This window comes from Paraclostridium sp. MRS3W1 (assembly GCF_032465715.1).
Lineage (GTDB): Bacteria > Bacillota > Clostridia > Peptostreptococcales > Peptostreptococcaceae > Paraclostridium > Paraclostridium dentum.
On sequence record NZ_JAWDJM010000167.1, the window covers coordinates 24,734 to 50,147 of the forward strand.

Annotated in this window: 23 protein-coding genes; 4 read left to right on the forward strand and 19 right to left on the reverse strand. The window is 29.1% G+C overall.

All coding sequences use genetic code 11. The features are described from left to right. Nucleotides 1–19: 19 nt before the first annotated feature. The 3 genes from RWY47_RS13860 to RWY47_RS13870 form a co-directional block, all read right to left on the reverse strand. On the reverse strand, nt 20–1,207 hold the full coding sequence (locus RWY47_RS13860) for a YgeY family selenium metabolism-linked hydrolase (RefSeq protein WP_035118664.1): 1,188 nt from the start codon (nt 1,205–1,207) through the stop codon (nt 20–22). 34 nt (nt 1,208–1,241) lie between these two features. After that, complete coding sequence (dpaL, locus tag RWY47_RS13865; RefSeq protein WP_021434055.1) at nt 1,242–2,453, reverse strand: diaminopropionate ammonia-lyase; 1,212 nt, start codon at nt 2,451–2,453, stop codon at nt 1,242–1,244. Nucleotides 2,454–2,681: 228 nt separating this feature from the next. Continuing rightward, nucleotides 2,682–4,478: a sigma-54 interaction domain-containing protein gene (locus RWY47_RS13870; protein WP_224170543.1), complete on the reverse strand. Its 1,797-nt coding sequence runs from the start codon at nt 4,476–4,478 to the stop codon at nt 2,682–2,684. Between the two features lie 257 nt (nt 4,479–4,735). Here RWY47_RS13870 and RWY47_RS13875 point away from each other — a divergent pair, with 257 nt between their 5' ends. Continuing rightward, entirely contained in the window at nt 4,736–6,046 is a 1,311-nt protein-coding gene (locus tag RWY47_RS13875; RefSeq protein ID WP_021430320.1) for an NCS2 family permease, read from the forward strand. Between the two features lie 53 nt (nt 6,047–6,099). Here the strand turns inward: RWY47_RS13875 and RWY47_RS13880 are convergent, their stop codons facing one another. The 9 genes from RWY47_RS13880 to RWY47_RS13920 form a co-directional block, all read right to left on the reverse strand. Then, complete coding sequence (locus tag RWY47_RS13880) at nt 6,100–6,510, reverse strand: peptide deformylase (RefSeq protein WP_224170542.1); 411 nt, start codon at nt 6,508–6,510, stop codon at nt 6,100–6,102. An 84-nt stretch (nt 6,511–6,594) separates the two neighbouring features. Continuing rightward, on the reverse strand, nt 6,595–7,218 hold the full coding sequence (locus RWY47_RS13885) for a GyrI-like domain-containing protein (protein ID WP_224170541.1): 624 nt from the start codon (nt 7,216–7,218) through the stop codon (nt 6,595–6,597). Nucleotides 7,219–7,274: 56 nt separating this feature from the next. Beyond that, complete coding sequence (locus RWY47_RS13890; RefSeq protein WP_021430315.1) at nt 7,275–7,670, reverse strand: GNAT family N-acetyltransferase; 396 nt, start codon at nt 7,668–7,670, stop codon at nt 7,275–7,277. 94 nt (nt 7,671–7,764) lie between these two features. Continuing rightward, complete coding sequence (locus RWY47_RS13895; protein ID WP_224170540.1) at nt 7,765–8,139, reverse strand: MBL fold metallo-hydrolase; 375 nt, start codon at nt 8,137–8,139, stop codon at nt 7,765–7,767. A 121-nt stretch (nt 8,140–8,260) separates the two neighbouring features. After that, a complete protein-coding gene (locus RWY47_RS13900) occupies nt 8,261–8,617 on the reverse strand; it encodes a hypothetical protein (RefSeq protein WP_224170539.1) in 357 nt (118 codons plus the stop codon). A gap of 40 nt (nt 8,618–8,657) precedes the next feature. Then, nucleotides 8,658–9,353: an ABC transporter ATP-binding protein gene (locus RWY47_RS13905; protein ID WP_224170538.1), complete on the reverse strand. Its 696-nt coding sequence runs from the start codon at nt 9,351–9,353 to the stop codon at nt 8,658–8,660. A gap of 4 nt (nt 9,354–9,357) precedes the next feature. Beyond that, on the reverse strand, nt 9,358–10,755 hold the full coding sequence (locus RWY47_RS13910) for an ABC transporter permease (protein ID WP_224170537.1): 1,398 nt from the start codon (nt 10,753–10,755) through the stop codon (nt 9,358–9,360). A gap of 98 nt (nt 10,756–10,853) precedes the next feature. Beyond that, nucleotides 10,854–12,005, reverse strand: coding sequence for a sensor histidine kinase (locus RWY47_RS13915; protein WP_257439893.1), 1,152 nt, complete (start codon nt 12,003–12,005; stop codon nt 10,854–10,856). Next, a complete protein-coding gene (locus RWY47_RS13920; protein WP_224170534.1) occupies nt 11,993–12,664 on the reverse strand; it encodes a response regulator transcription factor in 672 nt (223 codons plus the stop codon). The genes RWY47_RS13915 and RWY47_RS13920 overlap by 13 nt, the downstream gene beginning before the upstream one ends. A gap of 270 nt (nt 12,665–12,934) precedes the next feature. Between RWY47_RS13920 and RWY47_RS13925 the strand changes: the two genes are divergently transcribed. Both RWY47_RS13925 and RWY47_RS13930 read left to right on the forward strand, forming a co-directional pair. After that, nucleotides 12,935–13,480: a sigma-70 family RNA polymerase sigma factor gene (locus tag RWY47_RS13925; protein WP_224170533.1), complete on the forward strand. Its 546-nt coding sequence runs from the start codon at nt 12,935–12,937 to the stop codon at nt 13,478–13,480. 14 nt (nt 13,481–13,494) lie between these two features. Next, complete coding sequence (locus RWY47_RS13930; protein ID WP_224170532.1) at nt 13,495–14,517, forward strand: DUF4179 domain-containing protein; 1,023 nt, start codon at nt 13,495–13,497, stop codon at nt 14,515–14,517. A gap of 95 nt (nt 14,518–14,612) precedes the next feature. On the opposite strand, the gene RWY47_RS13935 is transcribed toward RWY47_RS13930, so the two are convergent. The 3 genes from RWY47_RS13935 to hypB are packed head-to-tail and all read right to left on the reverse strand — an operon-like array spanning nt 14,613 to nt 18,961. Then, entirely contained in the window at nt 14,613–15,548 is a 936-nt protein-coding gene (locus RWY47_RS13935) for a DUF5692 family protein (protein WP_025161839.1), read from the reverse strand. Between the two features lie 24 nt (nt 15,549–15,572). Then, on the reverse strand, nt 15,573–18,257 hold the full coding sequence (locus tag RWY47_RS13940; RefSeq protein ID WP_224170531.1) for an FAD-dependent oxidoreductase: 2,685 nt from the start codon (nt 18,255–18,257) through the stop codon (nt 15,573–15,575). Nucleotides 18,258–18,292: 35 nt separating this feature from the next. Next, nucleotides 18,293–18,961 (reverse strand): hydrogenase nickel incorporation protein HypB, encoded by a 669-nt coding sequence (gene hypB / locus RWY47_RS13945; protein ID WP_224170530.1) that lies wholly within the window; start codon nt 18,959–18,961, stop codon nt 18,293–18,295. A 308-nt stretch (nt 18,962–19,269) separates the two neighbouring features. On the opposite strand from hypB, the gene RWY47_RS13950 reads away from it, so the two are divergent. Continuing rightward, on the forward strand, nt 19,270–19,872 hold the full coding sequence (locus RWY47_RS13950; RefSeq protein WP_021434067.1) for a TetR/AcrR family transcriptional regulator: 603 nt from the start codon (nt 19,270–19,272) through the stop codon (nt 19,870–19,872). Nucleotides 19,873–19,940: 68 nt separating this feature from the next. Here the strand turns inward: RWY47_RS13950 and RWY47_RS13955 are convergent, their stop codons facing one another. The 4 genes from RWY47_RS13955 to RWY47_RS13970 all read right to left on the reverse strand — a co-directional run bounded on the left by RWY47_RS13955 (nt 19,941) and on the right by RWY47_RS13970 (nt 25,208). Beyond that, a complete protein-coding gene (locus RWY47_RS13955) occupies nt 19,941–21,776 on the reverse strand; it encodes an LTA synthase family protein (protein ID WP_224170529.1) in 1,836 nt (611 codons plus the stop codon). Between the two features lie 362 nt (nt 21,777–22,138). Further along, nucleotides 22,139–22,705: a 50S ribosomal protein L25/general stress protein Ctc gene (locus RWY47_RS13960; protein WP_224170528.1), complete on the reverse strand. Its 567-nt coding sequence runs from the start codon at nt 22,703–22,705 to the stop codon at nt 22,139–22,141. A 417-nt stretch (nt 22,706–23,122) separates the two neighbouring features. After that, nucleotides 23,123–24,382: a DEAD/DEAH box helicase gene (locus RWY47_RS13965; RefSeq protein ID WP_224170527.1), complete on the reverse strand. Its 1,260-nt coding sequence runs from the start codon at nt 24,380–24,382 to the stop codon at nt 23,123–23,125. Nucleotides 24,383–24,554: 172 nt separating this feature from the next. Further along, nucleotides 24,555–25,208 (reverse strand): HNH endonuclease, encoded by a 654-nt coding sequence (locus RWY47_RS13970; RefSeq protein WP_021430215.1) that lies wholly within the window; start codon nt 25,206–25,208, stop codon nt 24,555–24,557. Nucleotides 25,209–25,414 lie beyond the last annotated feature (206 nt).

The window sequence follows — 25,414 nt, forward strand, 5'->3', positions numbered from 1 at the left end:
AACACTTACCCCTATTTATTTATTTTTTATAAACTGATTTAAGTATTCCGTAGTAACCTTCTGCTCCTATAAATAATTGTTCTTGTTCTATATATTCATCTATTGTATGAGCAAGATTTTCTTTTGAAGGTCCAAATCCTATTGTTTTTATTCCTGCTTCACCTGCATAGTGACTTCCATTTGTACAGAATGAGTATTGAGTTATTTGACTATCTATTCCAGCTTCTTTTAATCCTTTATATGCTGCTTGAACAAACTCATCTTGCTCATCATATAACCAACCTGGGAAGAATCTTTCACCTTCTATTTTGTTTCCTGTGTAGCATCCTTCACATCCTATAGCATAAGAAACTTTAGCATCTAGCTCTGGATCTTCTTTCATCATTTCATCTAATAATGCTTGTATTGGAGCTAGTACTCCTTCTTTAGTTTCTCCTACTAATAATCTTCTATCGAAAGTAGCTTTACAATAATCTGGTACTACTGAAGCCCCTGGGTATGGAGATGATTTTATATCAGTTAAAACTAATATTCCAGGTCCTAATACTGGGTGAGTAGGCGGCTCTAGGTTTTGTATTTTTTCTATTATCTTAGACATTTTATATACTGCATTTATTCCTTTGTGTGGATTAGCAGAGTGAGCTGGTTTCCCGAAAGTTTCTACTACTATTTCTCCTCTACCTCTTTGCCCTATCTTTAAGTTAAGTTCTGAAGATTCCCCTATAACAACATAGTCTGGCTTAACAGCTTCACTTATTTTTCTAGCTGCTATACCTTCAAATATTTCTTCATGAACTACACCTGCTACATATAATTCACCTTCAAAATCCTTTTTTGTATCTTCTGCAAAGTATGAAACAGCAGCTATCATTGCACTTAACTGACCTTTCATGTCAGAAGTACCTCTACCGTATATTTTCCCATCATTTATAACTCCACCAAATGGAGGGAATGTCCACTTACTTTCATCTGGTACTTCTACTGTGTCTATATGTCCATCAAATAATATTTTCTTTCCTTCTTTATTACCTTTGATACAACCTATTATGTTTCCATATTCATCTCTAAACCAACTATCAAATCCTAATTTTTTAAAGTTTTCTTCTATTGCTTTAACTACATTTTCTTCATGTCCTGAATAACTTGCATTTCTTATTAACGATTGACATAACTCAGTTAATTCTTGTTTTCTTTGCTCATTTAACATCCTATTAATCCCCCTTAATTTTTCTAATTATTATCTATATACTTGCACATTCTCCGTCCCAAACTATGCTTCTATATTTCTCTGGATCTGTGTCCCCTTCAGTACTTATTAGTAATACTCTAGAATCTTTATCTAGTTTTAATGCTTCTCTAAGATCTTTTAATTTATCATCGCTCATCATAGCTGCTAATAATCCTGTTGTTACAGCTCCTGATTCTCCTGATATAACTTTTGTATCTCCTGTTAATGGATTTCCTAATACTCTCATTCCTTTAGCTGAAACCCAATCTGGTGCTGAAACGAAAGCTCCTGAATAGTTCTTTAATATTTCAAATCCTATTGTATTTGGCTCTCCACAAGCAAGACCAGCCATTATTGTAGGCATATCTCCACCAACAAATCTTGGTTTTCCATCTCCAGCTTCTGCAGATTTGTAGAAACAATCTGCTTCATCAGCTTCTACTACTACTGTTATAGGACACTCATCAAACGCATTAGCTATGTATCCTTGTACTGCACCTGCAAGAGATCCAACCCCAGCTTGAACAAATACATGTGTAGGTCTTTCTACTCCGTACTCTTTTAATTGTTCAACTGCTTCTTTAGCCATTGTTCCGTACCCTTGCATTATCCATGCAGGAATATCTTCATAACCGTCCCATGCTGTATCTTGAACTATAAGTCCTCCAACTTTTTTTGCATCTTCATCTGCTAATCTAACAGCATCATCATAGTTAAGATCAGTTATACTTGCATCTGCCCCCTCAGCTTTGATGTTGTTTAATCTTGTTATTGATGATCCTTTTGGCATATAAACTACTGATTTTTGCTTTAATTTATTTGCAGTCCAAGCAACCCCTCTTCCGTGGTTTCCATCAGTAGCTGTAAAGAATGTCATATCTCCAAGCTTTTCTCTAACTTCATCAGATATTAATTTTTCATAAGTTAATTCTGATATATCCATTCCTAATTTTTCAGCCATGTGTCTTGCCATAGCAAACGATCCGCCTAGCACCTTAAATGCATTTAATCCAAATCTATATGATTCATCTTTTACGAAAACTCCGCCAACTCCTAATACTTCAGCTAAATTATCTAATTTAACTAATGGTGTTTTTGTATATTGTGGAAAACTCTCGTGGAAAGATTTCACTTTACTTATCTCTTCATCATTTAAAAACTCTATAGTTTTTTCCTTATTTTCACTCTTTGGTAGGTTATTTAATTTCCATTTTATTTCTCTCATAATTCTCCCCCTTGTATAAATGTTTTCGTAATTTGTATAAAGCAATTAATATGCCAAACTTAAATTTATTTTCTTAACAAACCTTGAAACCTAGCTTTTTAAACTAAAACTTTGTTAATTCACTCACATTTTATGTTTTTGAATATCCTTAATTCCTTTCCCGATATAATAAAAAATTCTCAAATCGGGAATTTTTACCGATTTGAGAATTTTCATTTTGGGAATTATTTAATTTTCATCTAGTTTTCTATATAAAGTAGATACACCTATTCCAAGCTTTTTAGCTATTTCCTTTTTGGCTTTTGTATCTCTTCCATATTTATCAAGTATACTATTTATATAAAATAACTCTAATTCTTTCATAGTTAAAATATCTTCATAATTATCAATTCTTACTATATTCCTACTGTTAGTATTTTTATTTGTAGTATTTATTTCTTTTATTTTATTATTATTATTTTCATAATACTTGATTATATCTATTGGCAACATATCTTCTGATATTATTCCATCTTCTCCGATTATATTCATCATATATTCTGCTGAGTTCTCTAATTCTCTTATATTTCCCGGCCAATAATAATTAATCAACTTATTCATCACAGATTCTTCAATTTTCTTTACCCTTATGTCGAATTCTATTGAGTATCTATTTAATATATTCAAAAATATATCTTTAATATCTTCTTTTCTATCCCTAAGTGGTGGTAAATTTATAGGCATTACATTTAATCTATAATACAAGTCACTTCTAAATTTACCACTATTAACTAAATCTAGTATATTTTGATTTGTAGCTGCTATTACCCTTATGTCTAAATCTATAATTTTATTAGACCCAATCCTAACTAACTTTCTCTCTTGTAAAACTCTTAATAATTTAGCTTGTAAATGTACAGATAAATCTCCTATTTCATCTAAAAATATTACTCCTGTATTAGCTAACTCAAACTTTCCTATTTTACCTTCATTACTTGCACCACTAAAAGCTCCTTTTGCATATCCAAAAAGCTCACTTTCTAATAAGGCTTCTGGAATAGCTGCACAGTTTATGGCTATAAACGGTTTAGTACATCGATTTCCTTCTGCATGTATCGACTTTGCAATTAACTCCTTACCTGTTCCACTTTCACCCGTTATTAAAACTGTAGAATTAGATTGTGCAACTCTCTTAGTTCTAACTTTGACTAGTTTCATAGCTTCACTATTTCCAATTATAGAATCTATTTTTTTAACTTCCCATTTAGTATTTATTTTTTGATCTTTATTTTCTTTAACTTCATCAAAAATTATAAGTTTATCATAATTATTAATATAAGGATGAACAGGTATTATCTTATATGTAGTCCTATAAATTTTGTCCTCTATACTAAAACTTAACATCTCGTCATTATCTTCATTTTGTTCTATAGCTCTTATTTCTACTAATTTGCCTATTGGATCATCAAAAATATTTAATCTTTTCTTTGCTATATTATTTATATATGATATCTTTCTTCCTGGATCTAAAATAAGCACTCCTTTTTCAATATTATCAATTATATCTCTAAACATCTCCATCTCTTTATCAATATGCTTACTATCTTCAAATTCGTTTACTTTTATAGAAATCAAATCTGAAATATGATGTATAAACTCTAAATAAGATTTTAACTTTTTACGTACTTCTTTTTTCTTTTCTTTATCAGTACTTATTGCACCTATAACACCAATTGTGCGGCCACTATACTTAATCGGCACAGCTAAAATCATTTTATCAAGGCACTTACTAAGCCTACTACAGTTACTACAAATTTCATGACTGGCTATATCTATTACTGTTATATCATTTCCTGTGCTAATAACTTGGCTATATATATAACCACTAGATACAAGAACTTCATTTTCTTTATATTTGTAAATCCCAGAACCCCCAATTCTGACTAACCTATCATCTACAATTTCAATATCTACATTCAATACGCTCGCTATTGTTTCTACGTATTTGGTCATCTCTTCTTGAACTTGTTTTAACATACTCGCCATTTGATATATTTCCCCTTTGTTAGTAAGTTTCACATATTGACTATATTTTATCATAATTGATTATCAAATATAATTAGCTAACTTATTAATTTACATAAACTTTTCAATTTATTTATTTTCCCTGTATCAATATTTTTAACAGAAAAATCGACAATAAACTTCACCAGAATTATAGACAATAAAAAAAAATAGTGGTAATATATATGGGCATTAACCAATGCGGGCGGGCGAGGGAACCAAAATAAAGAGGAAGAAGGATGGAACAAAAACTATCAAGCAGTAAATTAGAATCAATTGCAACACAAAGTTTAAAAACAGAGATTTTAGCAGGAATCACAACATTCATAGCCAGCGTGTATATTATAATGACTAATGCATTAATATTATCTGATGCAGGTATAAGTCCAGATGCAGCTATGATAGCTACAGTACTTACATGTACTATATCTACAATTCTTATGGGAGTACTTTCAGATACTCCACTTATATTAGTCCCTGGAATGGGAATAAACTCATTATTTACTTATACTATTGTTCAGTCAATGGGATTAGCATGGCAAGAAGCTTTAGCAGCAGTCTTAGTAAGTGGTATAATATTCACTTTAATAGCAAGTACAAAGCTAACTTCAATTCTTATGAACTCGATACCAAATAACTTAAAACATGCAATAACTACAGGAGTAGGATTTTTAATCTTATTCATAGGACTTCAAAAAAGTGGTCTTGTTGTAGGTAATGAAAATACTATGATAGGTATTGGTAATATCGCAGACAAGGAAACCCTTTTAAGTATAGTAACTTTAATTATCATTTTGATATTAAATATGAAAAACGTGCCAGGTAACTTACTTATAAGTATAATAATCGGTACAGTATTATCACTTATTATGGGAGTAACTAGTCTAAGCAGTTTAGATTTTGCAGGATTTAACATAGGTGCTATTAAAGAAGTATTTTTAGGCATGTCATTTAAAAATATTTGGTCTATACCGTTTATGGTAGCCGTATTCTCTATAACAATTGTAATAGTATTTGAAAATATGGGAATTTTATATGGTCAATTAGGAGCTCTAAAAAGAGAAGAAGATTTCCAAAAATCATTTAAGGTAACTGGAATATCTAATATAATAGCTGGAATATGTGGAACAAGTCCAACTATAGTTGCAGCTGAAAACTTCTCAGGGATCAGTGTTGGTGGTAAAAGCAAAGTAGCTGCATTTACATCTGCTACATTATTCTTACTATCATTGTTCTTAATACCTGTATTAAAACTTATACCAGATGGTGTTATAAGTAGTGTTCTTATATTTATAGGAATACTTATGATACAAACTTTCTTTGATCTAGAAAAAGGAGATTTGATAGAAACTATATCTATAATCTTAATGATTACGATAATACCTTTTACTTATAATATTGTAAATGGTATATCTATTGGATTTATAGTTTATACAATTCTTAATTTAGTTATAAATAAAGGGAAAAATGTTTCTGTAGCTATGTATGTACTTAGTGGCTTGTTTATTCTTAACTTTGTAATGAGTACAGTTATGGGAACTATCCATTAACATATTAAAAAAGGCGTCGCTCTAAAATAGGGCGCGCCTTTTTCATTTATATACTATATTATTATTCCTTCGAAGTGATCTACTTCGTGTTGAATAATTTGTGCTGTAAATCCTGTAAATACTTGCTTATGTTTTTTAAAGTTCTTATCTAGATACTCTACCTCTATTTTTTCATATCTAGTTGTTTTCCTAAATCCTTCTAAAGATAAACAACTCTCTTCAGCTTCATAAGGAATCTCTTTTTTTAGTATAACTGGATTCACCATAGGAATTATCATATCCCCTACACTAAATACTAGTATACGCTTTTTTACTCCGATCATATTAGCTGCCATTCCTACACAATGGTCTAAATTTGCTCTTAATGTATCTATTAAGTCATTTATAACTTCTACATCATCTTTTGTTGCAAGTTCTGATTTTTGTTCTAAGAATAATATATCTTTTACAACTGCTTTTATCATACTTATTTAACCTCTCTAATTTATCTAAATTAATATAAGTTTATATTAGTACAAGTATGTATTTCAGTCAAATTATTAAATATATTAATTATCTTCTACCATATATCTAAGAACAGTTTTTAATTTTGCTGCTTCAGTCTTTCTAAAATCTGAAAGATATATTTCTCTATGAGCTTTTGTTTTTATCTTTAAATTATTTTCATTGCAAAACTCTTCCATAGCTGAAAAAGTTCTTGGTTCATCATCATAAGGTCCAACGTGAAGCATTTGAACTGAAGTTCCTTCTTTAATATTTTTAAGCTCTACTTTCTCTACTAATGGATTTGACTTTTTCTTTTTTGCAATATCCATAGCTATATTGAAAACTTCTTCATTTACAAATTCAGGTTGTCTAATCATTAATGTGTAAACTAGCTCATCCTTGTTAAGGACTTCTTCAGCTCTACCTTTTTCAGTTAAATCCCATATTCCTTCTAATGGATATACTGTGTATTCAAAATATCCTTCTGGGATAATACCTTTTTTAGGCATCATTCTTATTGCGTAAGCTAGTGAGTACAGTGTTTCTATAGCTTTTGCGAATCCTTCACTATTTGGGTTTCCTTGTCCTTTTAGAGTTAGGAATTTGAATTCAGGTATTTCTACTAGTTGCGGTTTTTCTTTTGGTATGTAGTATTCTTTTTCTTTTTTTCTCCATTCATGTTTCATGAATATCGCTCCTTTACAGTTTTAATTTACTATTTTATACTTTTTATAAAATTCACTTATTTTCTCTTCATCCCACAAGCTTCTGGCTCTACATATTCAAATTTAAATTTTGAATATAGTTTATCAGCAGGCTTATTAGCAATTAAACAAACATATGCATATTCGTCAGTATTTTCTTCTAAATAAGTATCAATTTCTTTCATAATTATCTGCCCAAACCCTTGTCCTTGGTACTTCGGATCTACCATAATATCAGAGACAATGTAAGTTATTCCTTTGTCCCCAACTATTCTTCCAAATCCAATCAAATCGTTATTATCCCATAAAGAGACTATAAATAATGAATTTTTCAAAGCTATTTCTGATTTTATTAGATCTTTTTCTCCCATTCCTGTTCTTAGTCTTAGCGAAATATATTCCATTGGTGATGGTGACGTATATCTTATATCCATATTTCTAGCCTCCTCTGTAGATTTAATTCTATTTAACTTCCTAAATATAGTATATCAATTTTAATTTCATAATAAGCTTATATTGATTTTTTGTTTAAATATGTTCTAATGAATACTTAACATCTGAGTTACATATCCCACCATGATAGCATATAACTCTATCAATATTATAATTTAATAGCTTTTTAATAGATTTTTTAGCTTCTTTCATATCCAAAGTATACTGCGGATTTGCCATACACAATTTATTATTTTCAATAACTAAAGCATCTCCAGCTATTAGTGTTTTACTTTCCTTGATGTAAATTGATATATGTCCTGGCATATGACCTGGAGTTTCAATTATCTCAACCCAACCGCAACAATCAAACTTATCACCATCATTTAGCTCTATATCTACATCAACATTTTCTACTGATTCCAATTTCTTTTGAAAATTAAGTGCCCATTCTTTTTGTTCTTCTGGCAAACTATCATATAACTAAAAAACACATTGATAAGTTTATCAATGTGCTTTTCATAGGTCTCGCTAATATGCTAACTCCAAGAAATAATAACTACTTCTTTGCTCTATTCTAATTGTTATATAATTATATATCACTAAAAAAGTCATCTATTTCATCAGCTGTATTTTCTGGAACTCTTTCTAAATATATACTTTTTTCTTTTATTACTTCTTTACCTTTCATTATATAATCTATCTTTTTAACTATATATCCTAAAGTAATTAAAGATATTGTGTAAAATACAAATGGTATAACTGTAACTAAGTAATAATTTATTACTTCTACTAATTCCTTTTTAGGATCAAATCCCTCTTTAACTAAATCTGATATGTAAACATTTGATTTATATATAATAAATATAGTGCTTAGAGCCATTAATGTTGCACATATATATAATATTACTGTAAGTTTTGGTGCTTTTTTCATATCTGACGATTTCATAACATTCTCCTATCATATACTTCATTTATTTTATTTTCTATTATTTATCAGTATTAACTTTTTCCTTTTCGTCTTTTATAAATAATAATTTACCAGATTTTAATCCCCAAATTTCATCAAGGTATGAACATACTTTCTTTGAGTGAGTTACAATGATAACGCACTTGTTGTGTTTATGCGCTAATGACACTAGAATATCCATAATCTTTTCTTCAGTTTCATTATCAAGATTTCCAGTTGGCTCATCGGCAATTATTATATCTGGATTATGTGATAGCGCTCTAGCTATCCCAATTCTTTGTTGCTCTCCTCCTGATAAATTTAAAATTTTTCTATTTGCTTTATCAGAATCAATACCTACATCCTGTAGTAAATCATCTATGTATTTATCTTTGTTTTCCTGCTTAGAGTTGCTTATATTCATAGATAATAATATATTTTCTTTAGCCGTAGCATTTAATAGTAAATTATATCCTTGAAATATAACCCCTATATCATTTGCTCTATATAAATCTCTATCTATATTTTTTAAACTGCTATCATTGTATAAAACTTCTCCACTTTTACATGTATCAAGCCCTGATATTAATGATAATAAAGTACTTTTACCTGCTCCCGATTTTCCTATTATTCCATATACTTTTCCTTTTTCAAAATCTATATTTATATTATCAAAAACATCTCTCTTAGCACCTTCATATCTATAACTTACATCTTTTAAACTTAGTAAACTCATATTATTAATTCCTTTCTGTTAGTATTTTTCTTGGCTCATATCTATTTATATATAAAATCCCTATACCAGCAGATACTACTCCTAGTAATAATGCTATTAATGTAATACTTAAAATAGCTTCTCCACTTAAAAATACGTCTAATTTTTCTAAAGCTGGTGCTGTTGTACTTGGTCCCGCAAACCCAACAGTCATACTCATTGATTCAGCTTGCTTTTGAGCATCTATTTGTCCTTGTAAAAGCATATTTGAAACTGGTTGAGCGCATATGCTTCCAATGGTTAATCCTATGCTTAAAGAAATAAATATCATAGATAGTGTTTCAAAGATTAAACCTAGTGCAACTTTTCCTTTTTTCATTCCCATAGCTCTTAAAACACCTATCTCGTATTTTCTTTCACGAATAGCCAAAATAGAAATTAAAACTAATATACTACCCCCAAAACCTAAAACTAAAGTCATAAATATTTTCGAAATACTTTTTAATCCTTCTACAGGTTTAACAATACTATTGTAACTACTTGCGTCTACAGATAAATCAAATAAATCACTTAATCCCATTTCATGAGCTTCTTTATTAAACTCATCTACTAAATCTGGATCTTTTAAGTAATATTTTGCATCCATAGTAACTAAATCTTCTTCAGATTTTTCATCATATGCTTTTAAAGTATCATATGTTGTAATAATTTCATTGCTTCTATTTAACATGTGATGCTTAATTCCATAATTATTAGACTGTGCCCCATCATAATATATTCCTGATATAGTTAAATCTAGTGACTCTAAATTATCTGGATCTTGAGGATTTTTAATTTGCATCTTATCCCCAACCTTTAAGTTATTTAACTTTGCAAACTCTTTACTAACCATAGCTTCATTATTTTTTTGTGGCATTTTACCTTCTATGATTTTTCTTGTTCCATTTTTAAATTCCTTTTTACCATCATTACTAAGTCCTCCTAAAATATTTAAGTTTGGACTTTTTTTAAGATTTGATTTACCACCAATAGCTACAACATTACTCAAGTTCAAATCATCTGAACCTTCTGGTTGGTCTAACGCTTTAATCTTATCACTATATCCACTAAATCCTAAACTAAATATAGATTCTTTAACATATTCTGATTTAGAAAGCTTTTCTTTAATATCGTTAGATACTCCTTTATTTAAATCTTCAACTTTACCTTCGTTTATTTTTTCCTGTGTCTTCTCCATATTTGGCTGGATAAAAACTTCAGCTCCAAATCTATTTTTATAATCTTTTATTATCTCATTAGATGTTGTATTAATAAGAATAGATATTGCTGTACAAGAAAGTATGGCTGTCATTATAATTCCTAACAATATATTTCGCCCTTTATTCCTCGATAAGTTTTTTAATGCATTTTTAAAAATATACATACAAAATTCTCCTTTTCTTTAGGTTTACTATAAGCAAATTATAATAAATATATTGTTTACTCAATGTTAACCCTATCTATAAAATCTAAAAGCAAATGTTAATTCTTATATTCAGAAAAGGATAAATAAAAACAAGACCCTTTATTTATTTCACTATCCACTACTACTATTCCATTACATAAATCACACACATGTGATACTAAACTTAGCCCTATCCCATATCCATCTTTCTTTAAATCATTGATTCTATATTTATTGTTAAATATAGAATCTATAAAATTTTTTTCCATTCCAATTCCGTTATCTTCTACTTTAATTATTACGCTATTGTATTTATTCCTTACAGATACTCTTATTTTTTTATTCTCGCCATACTTTACTGCGTTATCAACCAAATTACTTACTGCTCTATATATCCATCTTTCTTTAGCCAAAATAGTTGTATTATTTTCTTCATCAAAATCAAACTCAATATTTTTATAATTTTTTTGATACATGTCACAAATGCTAGCACATATTAAAGAAACATCTACACTACCCATATCATCATCAGATTTTAAATCGCTTAAAGTTAATACATCATCTATACTGTCAGCAATATTATCTATCAATTTAATATATTCTTGATTGTTGTCTATTTCTAAATTAGTCCTTAATATAGCAATAGCATTTTTTTGCTCATGAGATAAATAAGAGTTTAATTTTTTATAGTCCTCTAAATTTTGTTTGAACTTTTCCTTTATATTTTCATAAGCTATTCCAAAAGTTTTACTTACTAAATATGGATTAAAATCATCATCAAGCTCATTTAAATTCTTCACAATATTTTCTATTTCTTTATCATGAATCTTATTTAATACTATCCACAATATTAAAGACGATAATATTAAAACAAAGAAAAATATTAAAACTATACTTAGTATGTCTTTAAATCCTAGCTTCAGATAAGCTCTTCCGATTTCAGCTACATCTACTAACTTACTTGTGCCTGTCATTTTATGACTTTCAAAGTTTTCATTGTACTCTTTTAAATTCGTATAACTACCTTCCTTTAATGCTCTATATATTAAATTTTCTTCGTTAGATACAGAAGTGCTAACAATAATAGCTTTCGCACCTTTTATATTTGTTTTAGTTTCTAGATTATTAAATGATCCTTTTATTTTATATAATCCAACGCCTATAACAAGTGATAGTATTAATGAATATATTATTATAACTAGTCCACTTTTAAAGTTTACTCTACGCATAAACAATAGCCCTTTCCTCTAACATTAACTAAAACTTCTTGCCCTTGTATATTTTTCAATTTATTTTTTAACCTTGATATATGTACTCTTAGTACTGATGAAAACGGGTCAAAGTTTTCGTCATATACATGCTCTACAATTTCCTCGCTAGAAACAACTGCAGGGTGTTTATAGCAGATGTACTCTAATATATCAAACTCTTTTATTGCAAGTATTACCTCTTTTTCATCTATATACACAGTACGATTTACTGGGTTAAGTTTTAAAGTTCCAATGTTTATAATTGGATTTGTTCTCCCATGGAATCTTCTTATTACTGCATGAATTCTGGCTCTAACTTCTAATAGTTGAAATGGTTTTGTTATATAGTCATCTGCTCCATTATCTAATCCTATCGCTAAGTCTGATACATTATCCCTTGCTGTTATTATTATTATTGGTGTGTCTATTGATTTTTTTCTAAGGTATTTTAGTACTTCTATCCCATCGGTATCCGGAAGGTTTAAATCTAGTAATATAACATCATATTCATTAATACTTGCTTTCTCTTCTCCTTCTTCTCCTGTGTTTGATATATCTACTTTAAAGTTCATATTTTCTAACCCTTTTTTCATTGATTTTGATAGTTCTATATTATCTTCTATAACTAGTAATCTCATTTTTAGCTCTCCTTATAAATCAATAAATTAAAATTTTATATCATTATACTTTATCATATATAATGTTTATTAAAAGTTAACTGTTTAATCACAAACTCTTATTTCTATTAATTAATATCCTCTATACATAGATTTATACACAATTTCATAGAAGGTATCATCTATATTCTAAACATAAAAAAAAATAAAAATTGAAAAAATATGATAATAAATATTTTTTTATTCGTTATATATGGTGTAAAAGCTTTTACAACTGGAGGTTAACATTAAATGAAGTGTAATGAAAATAACTATATAAAAAGGTTAAAAAAAAGAAAAGAGGATTCTTTAGAATTTATAGTAGATAAATATTTACCTTTAGTAAAGGGGGTAAGTTATAAGATACTTTCTCCTTTGCAAAATGATGGAATTATAGAAGAGTGTATTAATGATACTTTTCTTTCTGTATGGAATAATTCTAAAAAGTTCACTGGGGAAAACGAGGATTTTAAGAAATGGATATGTGCAATAGCTAAATTTAAAGCAATTGACTATTACAGGAAAGAGATAAAAAAATCAGAGGTTATATTCGATGATATAAGCCATGTAGAAAAAAATACAGTTGAAGATGAGTTAATTTCTACTGAAAATAGAGAAGAGTTAGTTAAAGCAATAAATAAATTAGATGATATTAGTAGGGATATATTTGTTATGAAATTTTTTCTAGGAATGAAATCAGAAGATATTGCTTTGGAGTTATCTATTACAAAAGCAAGTGTAGATAACCGGATATGCAGGGGTAGAAAGAAACTTAAAGAAAATTATAAGATTTCATAGGAGGTTAAATTAATATGAAAGATATATATGAACTATTAAATAATATAAATATAGATGAAAGTGAGTTTGTAGAGATGAATGTAAATGATATAGAGAAAACAAAAGTAAAAAAAAGACTAAAGAAATCCGCTAGAAAAAACAGCCATGTTAATGGGTTAAAAGTAGCCTCTGTAGCCATTTTAAGTGTAGGGTTATTGGGAACAACAAGCTTAGGCCAAAAAACATTTGCTAACATAAATGAATTTTTCTATGACATATCTACCCAATTAGGAATAAACAAAGGACTAGATGACTACAAAAAGGTTGTAGGAGAATCTATCACTAAAGATGGAGTTACAGTAAGCTTAAATGAGGTTGTAGTAGATAAAGACCAATTAATAGTTACTCAAACTATAAAATCTAAAGATAAAATAGAATATGGTTATGCTTCACCCAACACAAAAATATTTATAAATGGAAAAGAAATTAAATCTGATGCCGGAGGCTCAGCTCAACCTATAGATGATAATACAGTAGAGTTATTTATGTACTATAAGCTAGATACAAAGTTAACTGGTGATATAGATGTGAGAATGGAAATTTCAAGTATAGGCTTTATGAACGGTGAAAAAGAAGAAACTAAACAAGGCCCTTGGATGTTTGAATTCAAAACTAATGCAAAAATAGTTAAAGATACTAAAGAAGTAAAACTTGATGAAAGTTTTAAACTTGAAAATGGACAAACTATAAAGTTAGAAAAATACACAAGTAATGACTTAGCTAAAGAAATAAAATTCTCTAAAGATTTTAACGGTAATGATTACGATATGCTTCTTAAAGGTACAGATAATTTAGGTAACAATGTGGAGTTTAGACTAAATGATAATTATGAAGATAAAGGTACTTTTAAAATAGTTCCTTATGGAGATACTGGAGACCTTAATGAAAATGCAAAAGAGTTAAAGCTTACTGCATATGCATATAAAATTTCAGATGGAAATATAAATGGTAATTATAAAAAAGTAAGTGATGAATTTACTATAAACTTACCTAAATAATTAGTTTTAAAAATTATCCCCACAATTTAAAAATGTAGTTATTAAGTTTTCACACTTAATAACTACATTTTATTTAATAGAATTTTATTTTACATCTACTTATTTTCAGCTAATACTTGTTGATACGCATCAGTATCTGTGTAAATTTCATCCTTTATTGGATTAAGTTTATTTTTTCTTACCTTATTAAATTGGTAAATTGCTAAAGCTGCATTCACAGCTAAAGATATTAAACTTACCACAAAGAACGCTGTCTTGTTGTGTGTTGTAGGAACTGGTGCTATCCTATCAGCAAATTGAGGAACGGTCATAACAAACATAATCCAAAGGGCTAATGTTTGAGCACGATGTTGTAACCAAGCTCCTTTTTTTATAAAGAAAGTTGGTATTGTACATGAAAGTAATAAAGCTACTCCACAATAAATTGAGTGGTCTGATATACAGTTATAAGTATAAGCGAAATTCCATACATCATAAGCTATAACCCATGTCCATATCATATCTGGCCATATCATATCCTTTGTTTTATCTTTAGATATAAATATTCCATAACAACCACAAATAGTAACTATATTTAATAATCCAGCTATACCATTCATAATATTCCAAGGTCCAGATATAGTCCAAAGATTATCTACAACTCCACCATCAGTTAATCCATAAGTGAAAATTTGGAAATCTCTAATAGAAGCTTCAAATATATTTAATGCTAAAATAATCGCCGGAAGAGCCAATGCCCATTTTTTCTTCTGTAACGATGGAATATATCTAAGAGCCATAAACCAAACACACCCAGCAAGTGCCGAATAAGTTTTAACCCAGTTAAACCAAGTTCCTGTTCCATATTCATTGCCTGGCGCTGCTGTAGTTGGCCAAACAAAAATTGTTAAAAATGTAGGTACTATTATAAACAATAATATTCCCGTCCATTTTGTTGATCTTCCAAGTTCATTAAATGCCATCAATGCAAGTAATACAAATAGGAAAATTCCCCATCCTTCAAAGGTCATTTTTTCATATAAAATCCCCATAATGCACCCCTAATCTATTTTATTTTATTTTGCAAATACATCCTTAACTTTCTTTCCTATTATTCTACCTTTTCTTCTTATAACGTTTTTAACTACTGCTGGTTTTAAATCTTCATAAGCTACACCTTCTGCATCATATTTTCTTACTAATGATATAGCGTCAAACTTACATTTTGTAGTACATTGACCACAACCTACACACATATATTCATCTACAACAGTAGCTCCACAACCTAAACATCTTTTTGTTTCTTTTTTCATTTGTTCTTCTGTAAAAGTAAGACGCATATCTTTGAAAGATTCTTTTGCATCTACGCCAGATTTATGATTTGGTCTTTGTCTTGGCATATTATCATATCCTTCTAATTGTAAGCTTTTCTTATCAAATTCATGATAATCTCTTCTATCACGTCCATTTACTAAACTTTGTCCTGGCTGAACAAAACGGTGAATTGATATAGCTCCTTGTTTACCTGCTGCTATTGCATCTATTGCAAATCTAGGGCCAGTGTATGAATCTCCTCCAGCAAATATATCAGGTTCATTTGTTTGATAAGTAAATCCATCAGCTTTTATTGTATTATTAGGATTTAACTCTGCTTTACTTCCTTTAAGTAAATCACCCCAGTCAATACTTTGACCTACTGAAATTAGAACATAATCAGCATCTACTACTTTTAAATTATCTTCATCAAATACTGGAGAGAATCTTCCGTTTTCGTCAAATACAGAAATACATTTCTTAAATTCAACCCCTACTACTTTTCCATCTTCTACAATTATTCTATTAGGACCCCAAGAGTTATTTATTACTATATCCTCTTCTAAAGCTTCTTCTATTTCTTCTTCCAAAGCAGGCATTTGTTCACGATTTTCTAAGCAGAACATATCTACACTATCTGCACCTACTCTTGTTGCATTTCTTGCAACGTCTATCGCAACATTTCCTCCACCTATAACAACTACTTTTCCATTTAGTTTTACATCTTCACCTAAGTTAACATCACGTACAAATTCTACCCCTGGTATAACACCTTCTGCATCTTCACCTTCTATATTTAATCTTCTACCAGCTTGTGCCCCGATTGCTAAATAGAAAGCTTTATATCCATCTTTTCTTAATTCATCTAAAGTAACATCCTTACCTACTTCTATACCTGTTTTAAATTCTACACCCATTTGTCTCAGTATTTCTATTTCAGCATTAACTACTTCTTTTTCCAATCTGAAAGAAGGAATTCCTAAAGTTAACATACCACCAAGAGCTTTTTGTTTTTCAAATACTGTTACCTTGTATCCATCTATTGATAAGTAATATGCACATGAAAGTCCAGCAGGTCCTCCACCTATTATTGCAATCTTCTTACCATAATTGTGTCTTTTTTTAGGAACGAATCTATGCTCTTCTTTTAAATCTTGTTCAGCTACAAACTTTTTAATCTCGTCTATAGCTATTGGCGAATCTATATCTCCTCTTGTACATGCTGATTCACACTTTCTAGGACATATACGACCACATATAGCTGGGAATGGATTTTCTTGTTTTATAAGTTCTAAAGCTTCTTTGTATCTTCCTTGTGAAGCAAGTTTAATATATCCTTGAACAGCTATATGAGCTGGGCATGCAGTCTTACATGGACTTGTTCCACTTTCTACTACATCTTCTCTATTAATTCTATAATCTTCATTCCATCTATCTGGTCCCCAATTAGTATTTCTTGGAGTTTCTTTTCTTTCTATTTTATCTACAATAGGCTTGCTAGAGCATAATTTTTGACCAAGTTTTAGAGCATTAGTTGGACAGTTAACTACACACTCTCCACAAGCAACACACTTATCTTTATCTACTTTAGATACATAGTTAGAACGTACCATATCAGTATTTGCAAACATATTTCCACCCTTAAGTGCTAAACAAGAACATCCACAGCAATTGCATATTGCATGAGTTTTTCCTGATCCATCTAAGTTTGGTATTTGGTGCATTAACCCATTTTCTTCAGCTCTTTTTATTATTTCAAAAGCCTCTTCTCTAGTTATTTGTTTACCTCTACCTGTTCTTATGTAGTATTCAGCTGCATGGCCTAATTGAATACACATATCTTCTTTTAGATGTCCGCATCCTTCTCCCATACTTTCTCTTGCTGTACGACATGAACAGTCTGATACAGAGAATTTATCACTCTCATTTAAATATTTTGATATTTCCTCATATGAAGCTCTTCTTGTTTCTCCATCTATTGCAGTTTCTATTGGAATAACACGCATAAGCCCTACGCCTGGAGGAAAACTTCCTGTAGATCTTGGTCCATTTTCCACACCATAATCATGAAATGCTTTAGGAATTTGCGGATATTTTTTAGCCTGTGCCTTATTATTAACCATCATTTCCATAATTCCTGGTACCCAAGTTTCATACCAGAAAGTATCTACACCATCTATTTCATTAACGAAAACTACCCCTATTTCTGATAATTCTAATAGTAACTCTGTACACTTCTCAACACTCTTACCACATAAAGGTGCGACTTTCTCAGCTGTTGTTTTCTTTCTAATCTCCATACAAAGTAAAACTTCTGCCATTTCATCTGTTACAACTGGCTCTAAAATTCTATAACGTGCATCATTTTCACCAAAGTACCCTCTAGACCCTGGTTTCTTTCCACTAACTTGGTTTGCAAATTGAAGAACCTTTTCTTTAACTGCCATCTTAATCCCCCTAAAAATTATAATTTTTATATTTTTTAATTATTCCAAGCCTTTACTTCTTCTCTTATCCAATTAGCCCATTCATCGATACCTTCCCCAGTTTTAGCTGATATCTCTATAACTTTTGCATTTGGATTTCTTTTTTTAATATATTCTTTAACTAAATCTAAATCAAAATCAAAGTACTCTATAGCATCAATTTTATTTATTAAAACCACATCCACTACTGAAAATATTAATGGATATTTTAAAGGTTTATCATGTCCCTCTGGTACGCTAAGTATCATAGCATTTTTAGAAGAACCAGTATCAAATTCTGCTGGACACACTAAATTCCCCACATTTTCTAATATTACAAATTCAACATCATCTGTTCCAAGCTCTACTAAACCTTGCTTAGTCATATCTGCATCTAAATGACACATTCCACCTGTATGTAACTGTATTACCTTTGCCCCTGTTTTTGAAACAGTATCAGCATCAACATCTGAATCTATATCAGCTTCCATAACCCCTATTTTCATCTCATCTTTTAAAGCTTCAATAGTTCTTAAAACTGTTGTAGTCTTCCCTGAACCAGGAGAAGACATTAAATTTAATAAAAAAGTGTTATCTTTCTTTAAGTCAGATCTAAGTAAATCTGCTTGTTCATCATTGTTCTTAAAAACACTTTCCTTTATCTCGATAACTTTATACTTTTCCATAAACTTACCCCCTAATATTTATTGATATTGTTAAAAGTATTTAGTATATTTACAATCAACCATTTTACTTTGATTAATCTTATATTATCATTTGTTAACTTTCTAACACTCCATACAGAATTAATTTCACCGAATCACATTCTGTAATTAAAATATATCATCTTTACCATATTTTGTAAATGTATACATGTCGTTTTCATTTGATTTCTTTCACAACTTTTCATTATATATTTACTTTTTTTATGCTATACTAAATAATTATATAATTTACTGTATTCACATTGCAGTGCTATAGAAAGGTATTTGTCATGAAAAAATTAACTAATAGACAAAAACAAGCTATTGCAACCAAACTTAGAATTACACAAGTAGCAACTGAACTTTTTAAATTAAATGGATTTGATAGTGTAAAAATTCAAGATATCTGCCAAGCTGCAGAAATTTCAATAGGAGCTTTTTATCATCATTTTAAATCAAAAGCAGAAATAATCAACACGGCTTATGAGCAAGTTGATATTTTAGTATTAGATAGACTTGAAACAAAAGATTTAGATTCAAATCTTGATAAATTATTATTTTTATTAGGTGAAGGTGCTATTGTCATGGAAGAACTTGGTTGGGTATTTGTAAGTGAAATATATAAAAATTTACTTTCAATAGAATCAAAGTATTCTACTAAACCTGACCGTTATATAGCATTAGAAGTTAGATCTATTATAGAAGATTCGCTAAAAAGTGGTGAGTTAAATAGCTCAATTTCTTCATTTGATTTGACTATGATAATTATGAGAATATCTAGAGGTACCATATTTGACTGGTGTCTTCATGAAGGAAGTTATGATCTTAAATCTAGAATGGAATTTGAATTAAACTTGCTTCTTTCTAATTTTAAAACTAAAAAATTAGATTAAAAATAACTAAAAAGGACTGTGAGTTTTACCTCACAGTCCTAAAAATTTATAATCATTTTCTTTTTTAATTATTTCGTCGGTGAAAATACACTATCTTTTTTTTCAGATATAAATTCATCATTAAAGAAATTACTATTATTTCCTAACTCCGATTCTACTGTTTTCAATCCTTTACTTTCTATTAATGTCTTTTTGTCAGAAAATAAATTTGTACCTAATCCCAGCTTATCACCACTAATTTTGATATCCATACTAGCTAAAATAGTTGGGAACATATCAAATGGAGCAAACTCTCTATTTTTTGAGTTTTTTGTTTGTACTGGGGAATTTAATATTAAATTAAATATATTTCTTTTATACGATGGATCAAAATCTTTAAAGAAGTTTTTATCCATACTTAGATGGTCTCCCGTTAATACAATAGTCGTATTTTCATAAAATGGTTGTTGTTGAATCCATCTTACAAATTCAACTGTCTCTTTTGTTGAATAAGAAATGACATTCGCATATTGAGAGTCATGTTTCTTTTCTGCATTAGGTGATAAATATCCATCAGGAAAATGAGTATCAGCAGTTTCCATAGTGAAGTTAAATGGTTTACCTTCTTTAGATAATCGAGTTAATTCATCTTTAGCAAAATCATATAATTTATCATCTTCAAATCCCCACCAAACAGCGTAATCTTGTGGGATAAGTTTTTTCTTTTTAGCAGCTTTGTAATCAAATATATTGAAGTTACCATGAGTCTTAAAATAAGTTGTTAGTCCTCCAAAATCAGCATCAGCTCCGAACATTATTGTCTGATTATAACCTTGTGATTCTAACATATCACCTATAGATATAGCTCCAGGTAAAAAACTACCAGAAGTTCCATATGAATTTCCGTCCATAGGTATTTTTAAAGGAATTCCCATTCCCATATTTATCATAGATGCTACAGACCAAGATGAACCATACGTTTGATAAGGCCCTCCTAATTTATCATTATTTGAGAAAGATACTCCTTCTTTTGATAACTCATATAATTCAGGCATTAAATTAACATCCATATTACCACCTAAATCTTTAGATAAATATGAATTTTCCACAGACTCTAAATAAATATGAATTAAATTTCTTTTTTTATTAGGAAATGATATTTTAGTTTTGTTAGGGTCAACATAATTATCTGCTATGAATGTTGAATTAGATAAATATGCACTAAAAACTTCTTTTAAGCGCAGTTTTCCAAATCCATAACTTACGCCTCCTATTAAAACTACAAATGATAATGCAATAGATACTAATTTTAAATATCTTTGAGACAGTACCTTAATTTTCACATGATTTTTAACTACAAATATATCATAGTTAAAGTTTAAAATTATTAAAAATATAGTAGTTAATGTTACAGTTTTAAATATTGGATTACTTAAAATCTCTTGAGACATACCAGAAGCTGTTCCTTTAAGTGGAGATTTTAAATTGAAAAGAAATTGCTCTGGAGTAATTTCACCAAAGAAATCTACAAACCATCTTGAGAAAAATACAAATGTTACTCCAATTACAAAAAATACAACAGATATTATACTAACAACTAATACTTTTTTACTCATTTTATTAGTAATTTTTGAAAAGCTAACATTTGAGTTCAATACTCCTTTTCCAAAAATAAAGCAAAATCCTAAAAATAGTGTGAATGCCATATATTTATATGGAAATGCAGTTGTAGTATATAAAACCCCTTCTAATATCTGAGGTTGATTAAATACGTATTTTACTAAATTTAATGATATTATATTAAATAATATAATAAAAAATAATAATTTTTTTATAATAGCCAAAGGTTTTTTATTATTTTCAAATAAAAAATAATCAACTAAAGATAGCAAAATACCTGGAATTAAATAACTTATTATTTGCATAAGTTCCCTCCTAATAAATATTTCATTCTGTTAACTTAATTATTTGGTTAACTAAATAGGTAAGTTAATAGAACGTTAAAATTAATTTGAATCATTTACCCGCTTCTTTATATTACCATATTTTACCTTTATTTTTTGTAGAATGTTGTTATTTTTGTTTATTTTTTAGGTTATTTTAGCTAATTTACGATGTTTTTTTCTTATGTAATACTTTTTAATTGAAATATTTTCAAATGGGGAAGTTTATGCTCTAATTTTATTATTTTCCTCCAAAAAACCAGAAAAAAGAGCTTTTCATGTTTTTACACCAAAGTGCACAACCATCCAAGCTCTTTCCATAATTATATTTTTTTAATATTTATTTATCCTTCAACAGCTTCCAAAGCATTGTTCTGTTTCTCACTTATACGCAATACGATATTGTCTGGGTCAACTTGTAATTCAATTTTGTCACTCTGTAGTTCAGGAATTTCTCCAACAGTTATAACATTACCTGCCTTCATTCCATCAACGTCAATAGTTATAGTATCAATCATATATTTAGGTAAAGATGTATATGGAATTTCAAGCTGCATTTTCTCCACTACCCCTTGGATTTTCGCATCATTGACAACAATAATATGAATTACACTGTTTACTTTTTCATTTGCACTTAATGCTTGAAAACTGATATTTAAAATTTCATCGTTCACTCTATTCAGTGATTTTTCCTTGATTTGTACCGGCATTGTTTGTCCTTCAATATTCATCACCACTTTACTACCTTCACGATTTAGGCGAATCAATCTGCGTGCAACAGCTTCTTCTAGCTGAATAGATATTGGATCTTGCAAAGATTTCCCGAATACACTTCCAGGAACTAACCCGAGTCGTCTCATTTTTTTTGCCTTTACATTAAAATTACGTTTCTGAACATTAATAGTTTCCATTTTGTTTCCTCCTAATTATTTTGTAATATATGCCTAATTGCAACGCAGTACGTTGCAATGAAACAATCGATAGAAGTTAAATTATTTAAACTAGACTGTCAAAACTACTTCAAAGTAAAAGTCTTAATTTTTTTGACCATATAAAAAAAAAGACTCTTCATACAACACAATAAGCGCGATACTAAAAGCCCTTCTCTAAAGACGGTTCTTTTTTATTTACAATTTTAATTATAGTATATAGCAGTTACGACCCAAAATCAAGGCAACCATTTTCCTAATCATATATACTTTTCTTGAAATTACATATAAATTCCCTTGTAATAAAAAAAGTATTGATTAAAAAATCAATACTTTTCTCATAAATTTCAATAGTTAGACTAATCATACTTATATTCAAATTATTTTGCCAACCACATTTTAATTTTTACTTTTACTTTTATTTTTATTTGTAAATTTAGCTTTACTTTTATTACCATTATTTCTGCTAGGTCTTTTTCTGCCTCTATTGTTCTTATTTGCTGATACAGTTATATCCTCTGCACTAGATGCAAAGCTGTGATTTTCTACAACTTCAATCTTTTTGTTTATAAGTTTTTCTATAGCCTTATAAAGATCTCTTTCTTCCATTGCACAAAATGCTGTTGCTCTACCACTTCTTCCCGCTCTTCCTGTTCTTCCGATTCTATGAACATAAGTCTCTGCAACTTCTGGTAAATCATAATTTATTACATATGGTAGATCGTCAATATCAATTCCTCTTGCAGCTATATCAGTTGCTACCAGTACTCTAATCTTACCTTCTTTAAAATCATTTAATGCTAGCTGTCTTGCATTTTGTGACTTATTTCCATGTATTGCAGCAGCACTTATTGATGATGATATTAACTGTTGTGTTATTTTATTTGCTCCATGTTTTGTTCTTGAAAATACAAGTACAGATTCTTTTGGGTTACTTTTTAATAACTCTATAAGTAAATTTGTCTTTTGCTTTTTACTTACAAAGTAAATATTTTGGTCAACCATCTCAGTTGTTGATGAAACTGGTGCAACCTCTACTCTAACTGGATTTTTAAATATTGAATCTGCTAATTTTGATATTTCCTTTGGCATAGTAGCTGAGAAGAATATATTTTGTCTAACCTTTGGAAGATAGCTCATTATTCTTTTTACATCATGTATCATACCCATATCTAACATGCTGTCAGCTTCATCTAAAACAAAGTGTTTAACATCATTTAATTTTAAGAATTTTTGATTATATAAATCAAGCATTCTACCTGGAGTTGCTATTAATATATCTACCCCTTGCTTTAATGCTTTAGTTTGAGGATTTTGAGATACACCTCCAAATATAACTAAACTTTTTATATTTGTATGTCTTGCATAAGCTGCAAAGTTTTCTTCTATTTGTATTGCTAATTCTCTTGTAGGTGCTAGTATTACCGCTTTTATAGTTCTTTTACCTTTTAGTGATTTTTTATCATTATATATTTGTTGTATTATAGGTATTGCAAAAGATGCTGTTTTTCCAGTACCTGTCTGTGCACATCCTAATAAATCTCTACCTTCTAATAATGGTGTTATTGACTTTGATTGTATTGGTGTTGGTTTTAAATATCCTTCTTCCTTTAGTGCTTTTTGTATTGGTTTAATTATGTCTAAATCTGTAAATAGCATTTATATCTCCTTTTTGTTTCCTTTTATATTAATCTAAATTGTTTACAAAATAAAATAAACACTTCCTATGCCATTTAATATCTAAACATAAAAAGTGCTTATCTTTTCTATTATACATCATATCTTTTAAAATAACGATATATATATTTACCATTTGCTACTTAATTTTTAATTATTTTAGTTTATTTTCTAAATTTTTTCTTCTATTATCTAATGGATTTAAGTTTATATGATGAACTCTTTCTTCTTCACTAGGTTTCATTATTACATCTTGCATATATACCTTACCACTTGGAATATGTGCTATTACACTAGGTTGTTTATGACCTTTTGAATATATCCATGTATACTTCTTATTTACTACTCTATCTAAATCTTTAACTGATACTAATGCCTTTGCTTGTGGCTTTCCATATCTATCTTTTAGTATTATAGCTACTGTTTCATCGTCTATATTCTCATATTCATTTTTTTCTCTTCGATTAACAATCTCTAAATTAGATTTTCTATTATCTAGTGTATCTCCATTTATATGTCTAATTGGAGCTGATGATTGAGTATCTAATATTACTGATTGGATATTTCTTTTAGTGCTCTTAACTTTTTTATTTTCTTTAGTTGTAGTTATATTTTGAACTAAGTAACTATTAAAGTCTTTATGCCATTCAGCAAACCAAACTCCCATAGCTTGTACCTTTTCTAAATCTTCTGTATCTATTTTAGCTATAAGCTCAGAACCATTCTTTTTAAGTATTGTTATGTTAGTAACTGAACCTTGACTCTCATAATTATTTTTTGTTGTTTTGTAATTATTTATGATAATCACCTCTATCTTTAAATTAGTGTTATTTAAGTTTAACAGAATTTATTGATAAAAGCTAATAAGTTTTATTATTACCCCTTTAGTTGCTCCAAAACTTTTTTACGTTCAAAACATAGTATATTGATATAACTAAGTTTCATGGATTATTCATAATTTTTAGCAAGTACAATTTCCTTAAACGTAAAAAATATATTGATTAAATAATCAAT

Bases quoted from the DNA above. Each gene is read 5' to 3' on its own strand.
- RWY47_RS13860 (WP_035118664.1), bottom strand. From the start codon at position 1,207: ATGTTAAATGAGCAAAGAAAACAAGAATTAACTGAGTTATGTCAATCG.
- dpaL (WP_021434055.1), bottom strand. From the start codon at position 2,453: ATGAGAGAAATAAAATGGAAATTAAATAACCTACCAAAGAGTGAAAAT.
- RWY47_RS13870 (WP_224170543.1), bottom strand. From the start codon at position 4,478: ATGGCGAGTATGTTAAAACAAGTTCAAGAAGAGATGACCAAATACGTA.
- RWY47_RS13875 (WP_021430320.1), top strand. From the start codon at position 4,736: ATGGAACAAAAACTATCAAGCAGTAAATTAGAATCAATTGCAACACAA.
- RWY47_RS13880 (WP_224170542.1), bottom strand. From the start codon at position 6,510: ATGATAAAAGCAGTTGTAAAAGATATATTATTCTTAGAACAAAAATCA.
- RWY47_RS13885 (WP_224170541.1), bottom strand. From the start codon at position 7,218: ATGAAACATGAATGGAGAAAAAAAGAAAAAGAATACTACATACCAAAA.
- RWY47_RS13890 (WP_021430315.1), bottom strand. From the start codon at position 7,670: ATGGATATAAGATATACGTCACCATCACCAATGGAATATATTTCGCTA.
- RWY47_RS13900 (WP_224170539.1), bottom strand. From the start codon at position 8,617: ATGAAATCGTCAGATATGAAAAAAGCACCAAAACTTACAGTAATATTA.
- RWY47_RS13905 (WP_224170538.1), bottom strand. From the start codon at position 9,353: ATGAGTTTACTAAGTTTAAAAGATGTAAGTTATAGATATGAAGGTGCT.
- RWY47_RS13910 (WP_224170537.1), bottom strand. From the start codon at position 10,755: ATGTATATTTTTAAAAATGCATTAAAAAACTTATCGAGGAATAAAGGG.
- RWY47_RS13915 (WP_257439893.1), bottom strand. From the start codon at position 12,005: ATGCGTAGAGTAAACTTTAAAAGTGGACTAGTTATAATAATATATTCA.
- RWY47_RS13920 (WP_224170534.1), bottom strand. From the start codon at position 12,664: ATGAGATTACTAGTTATAGAAGATAATATAGAACTATCAAAATCAATG.
- RWY47_RS13925 (WP_224170533.1), top strand. From the start codon at position 12,935: ATGAAGTGTAATGAAAATAACTATATAAAAAGGTTAAAAAAAAGAAAA.
- RWY47_RS13930 (WP_224170532.1), top strand. From the start codon at position 13,495: ATGAAAGATATATATGAACTATTAAATAATATAAATATAGATGAAAGT.
- RWY47_RS13935 (WP_025161839.1), bottom strand. From the start codon at position 15,548: ATGGGGATTTTATATGAAAAAATGACCTTTGAAGGATGGGGAATTTTC.
- RWY47_RS13940 (WP_224170531.1), bottom strand. From the start codon at position 18,257: ATGGCAGTTAAAGAAAAGGTTCTTCAATTTGCAAACCAAGTTAGTGGA.
- hypB (WP_224170530.1), bottom strand. From the start codon at position 18,961: ATGGAAAAGTATAAAGTTATCGAGATAAAGGAAAGTGTTTTTAAGAAC.
- RWY47_RS13950 (WP_021434067.1), top strand. From the start codon at position 19,270: ATGAAAAAATTAACTAATAGACAAAAACAAGCTATTGCAACCAAACTT.
- RWY47_RS13955 (WP_224170529.1), bottom strand. From the start codon at position 21,776: ATGCAAATAATAAGTTATTTAATTCCAGGTATTTTGCTATCTTTAGTT.
- RWY47_RS13960 (WP_224170528.1), bottom strand. From the start codon at position 22,705: ATGGAAACTATTAATGTTCAGAAACGTAATTTTAATGTAAAGGCAAAA.
- RWY47_RS13965 (WP_224170527.1), bottom strand. From the start codon at position 24,382: ATGCTATTTACAGATTTAGACATAATTAAACCAATACAAAAAGCACTA.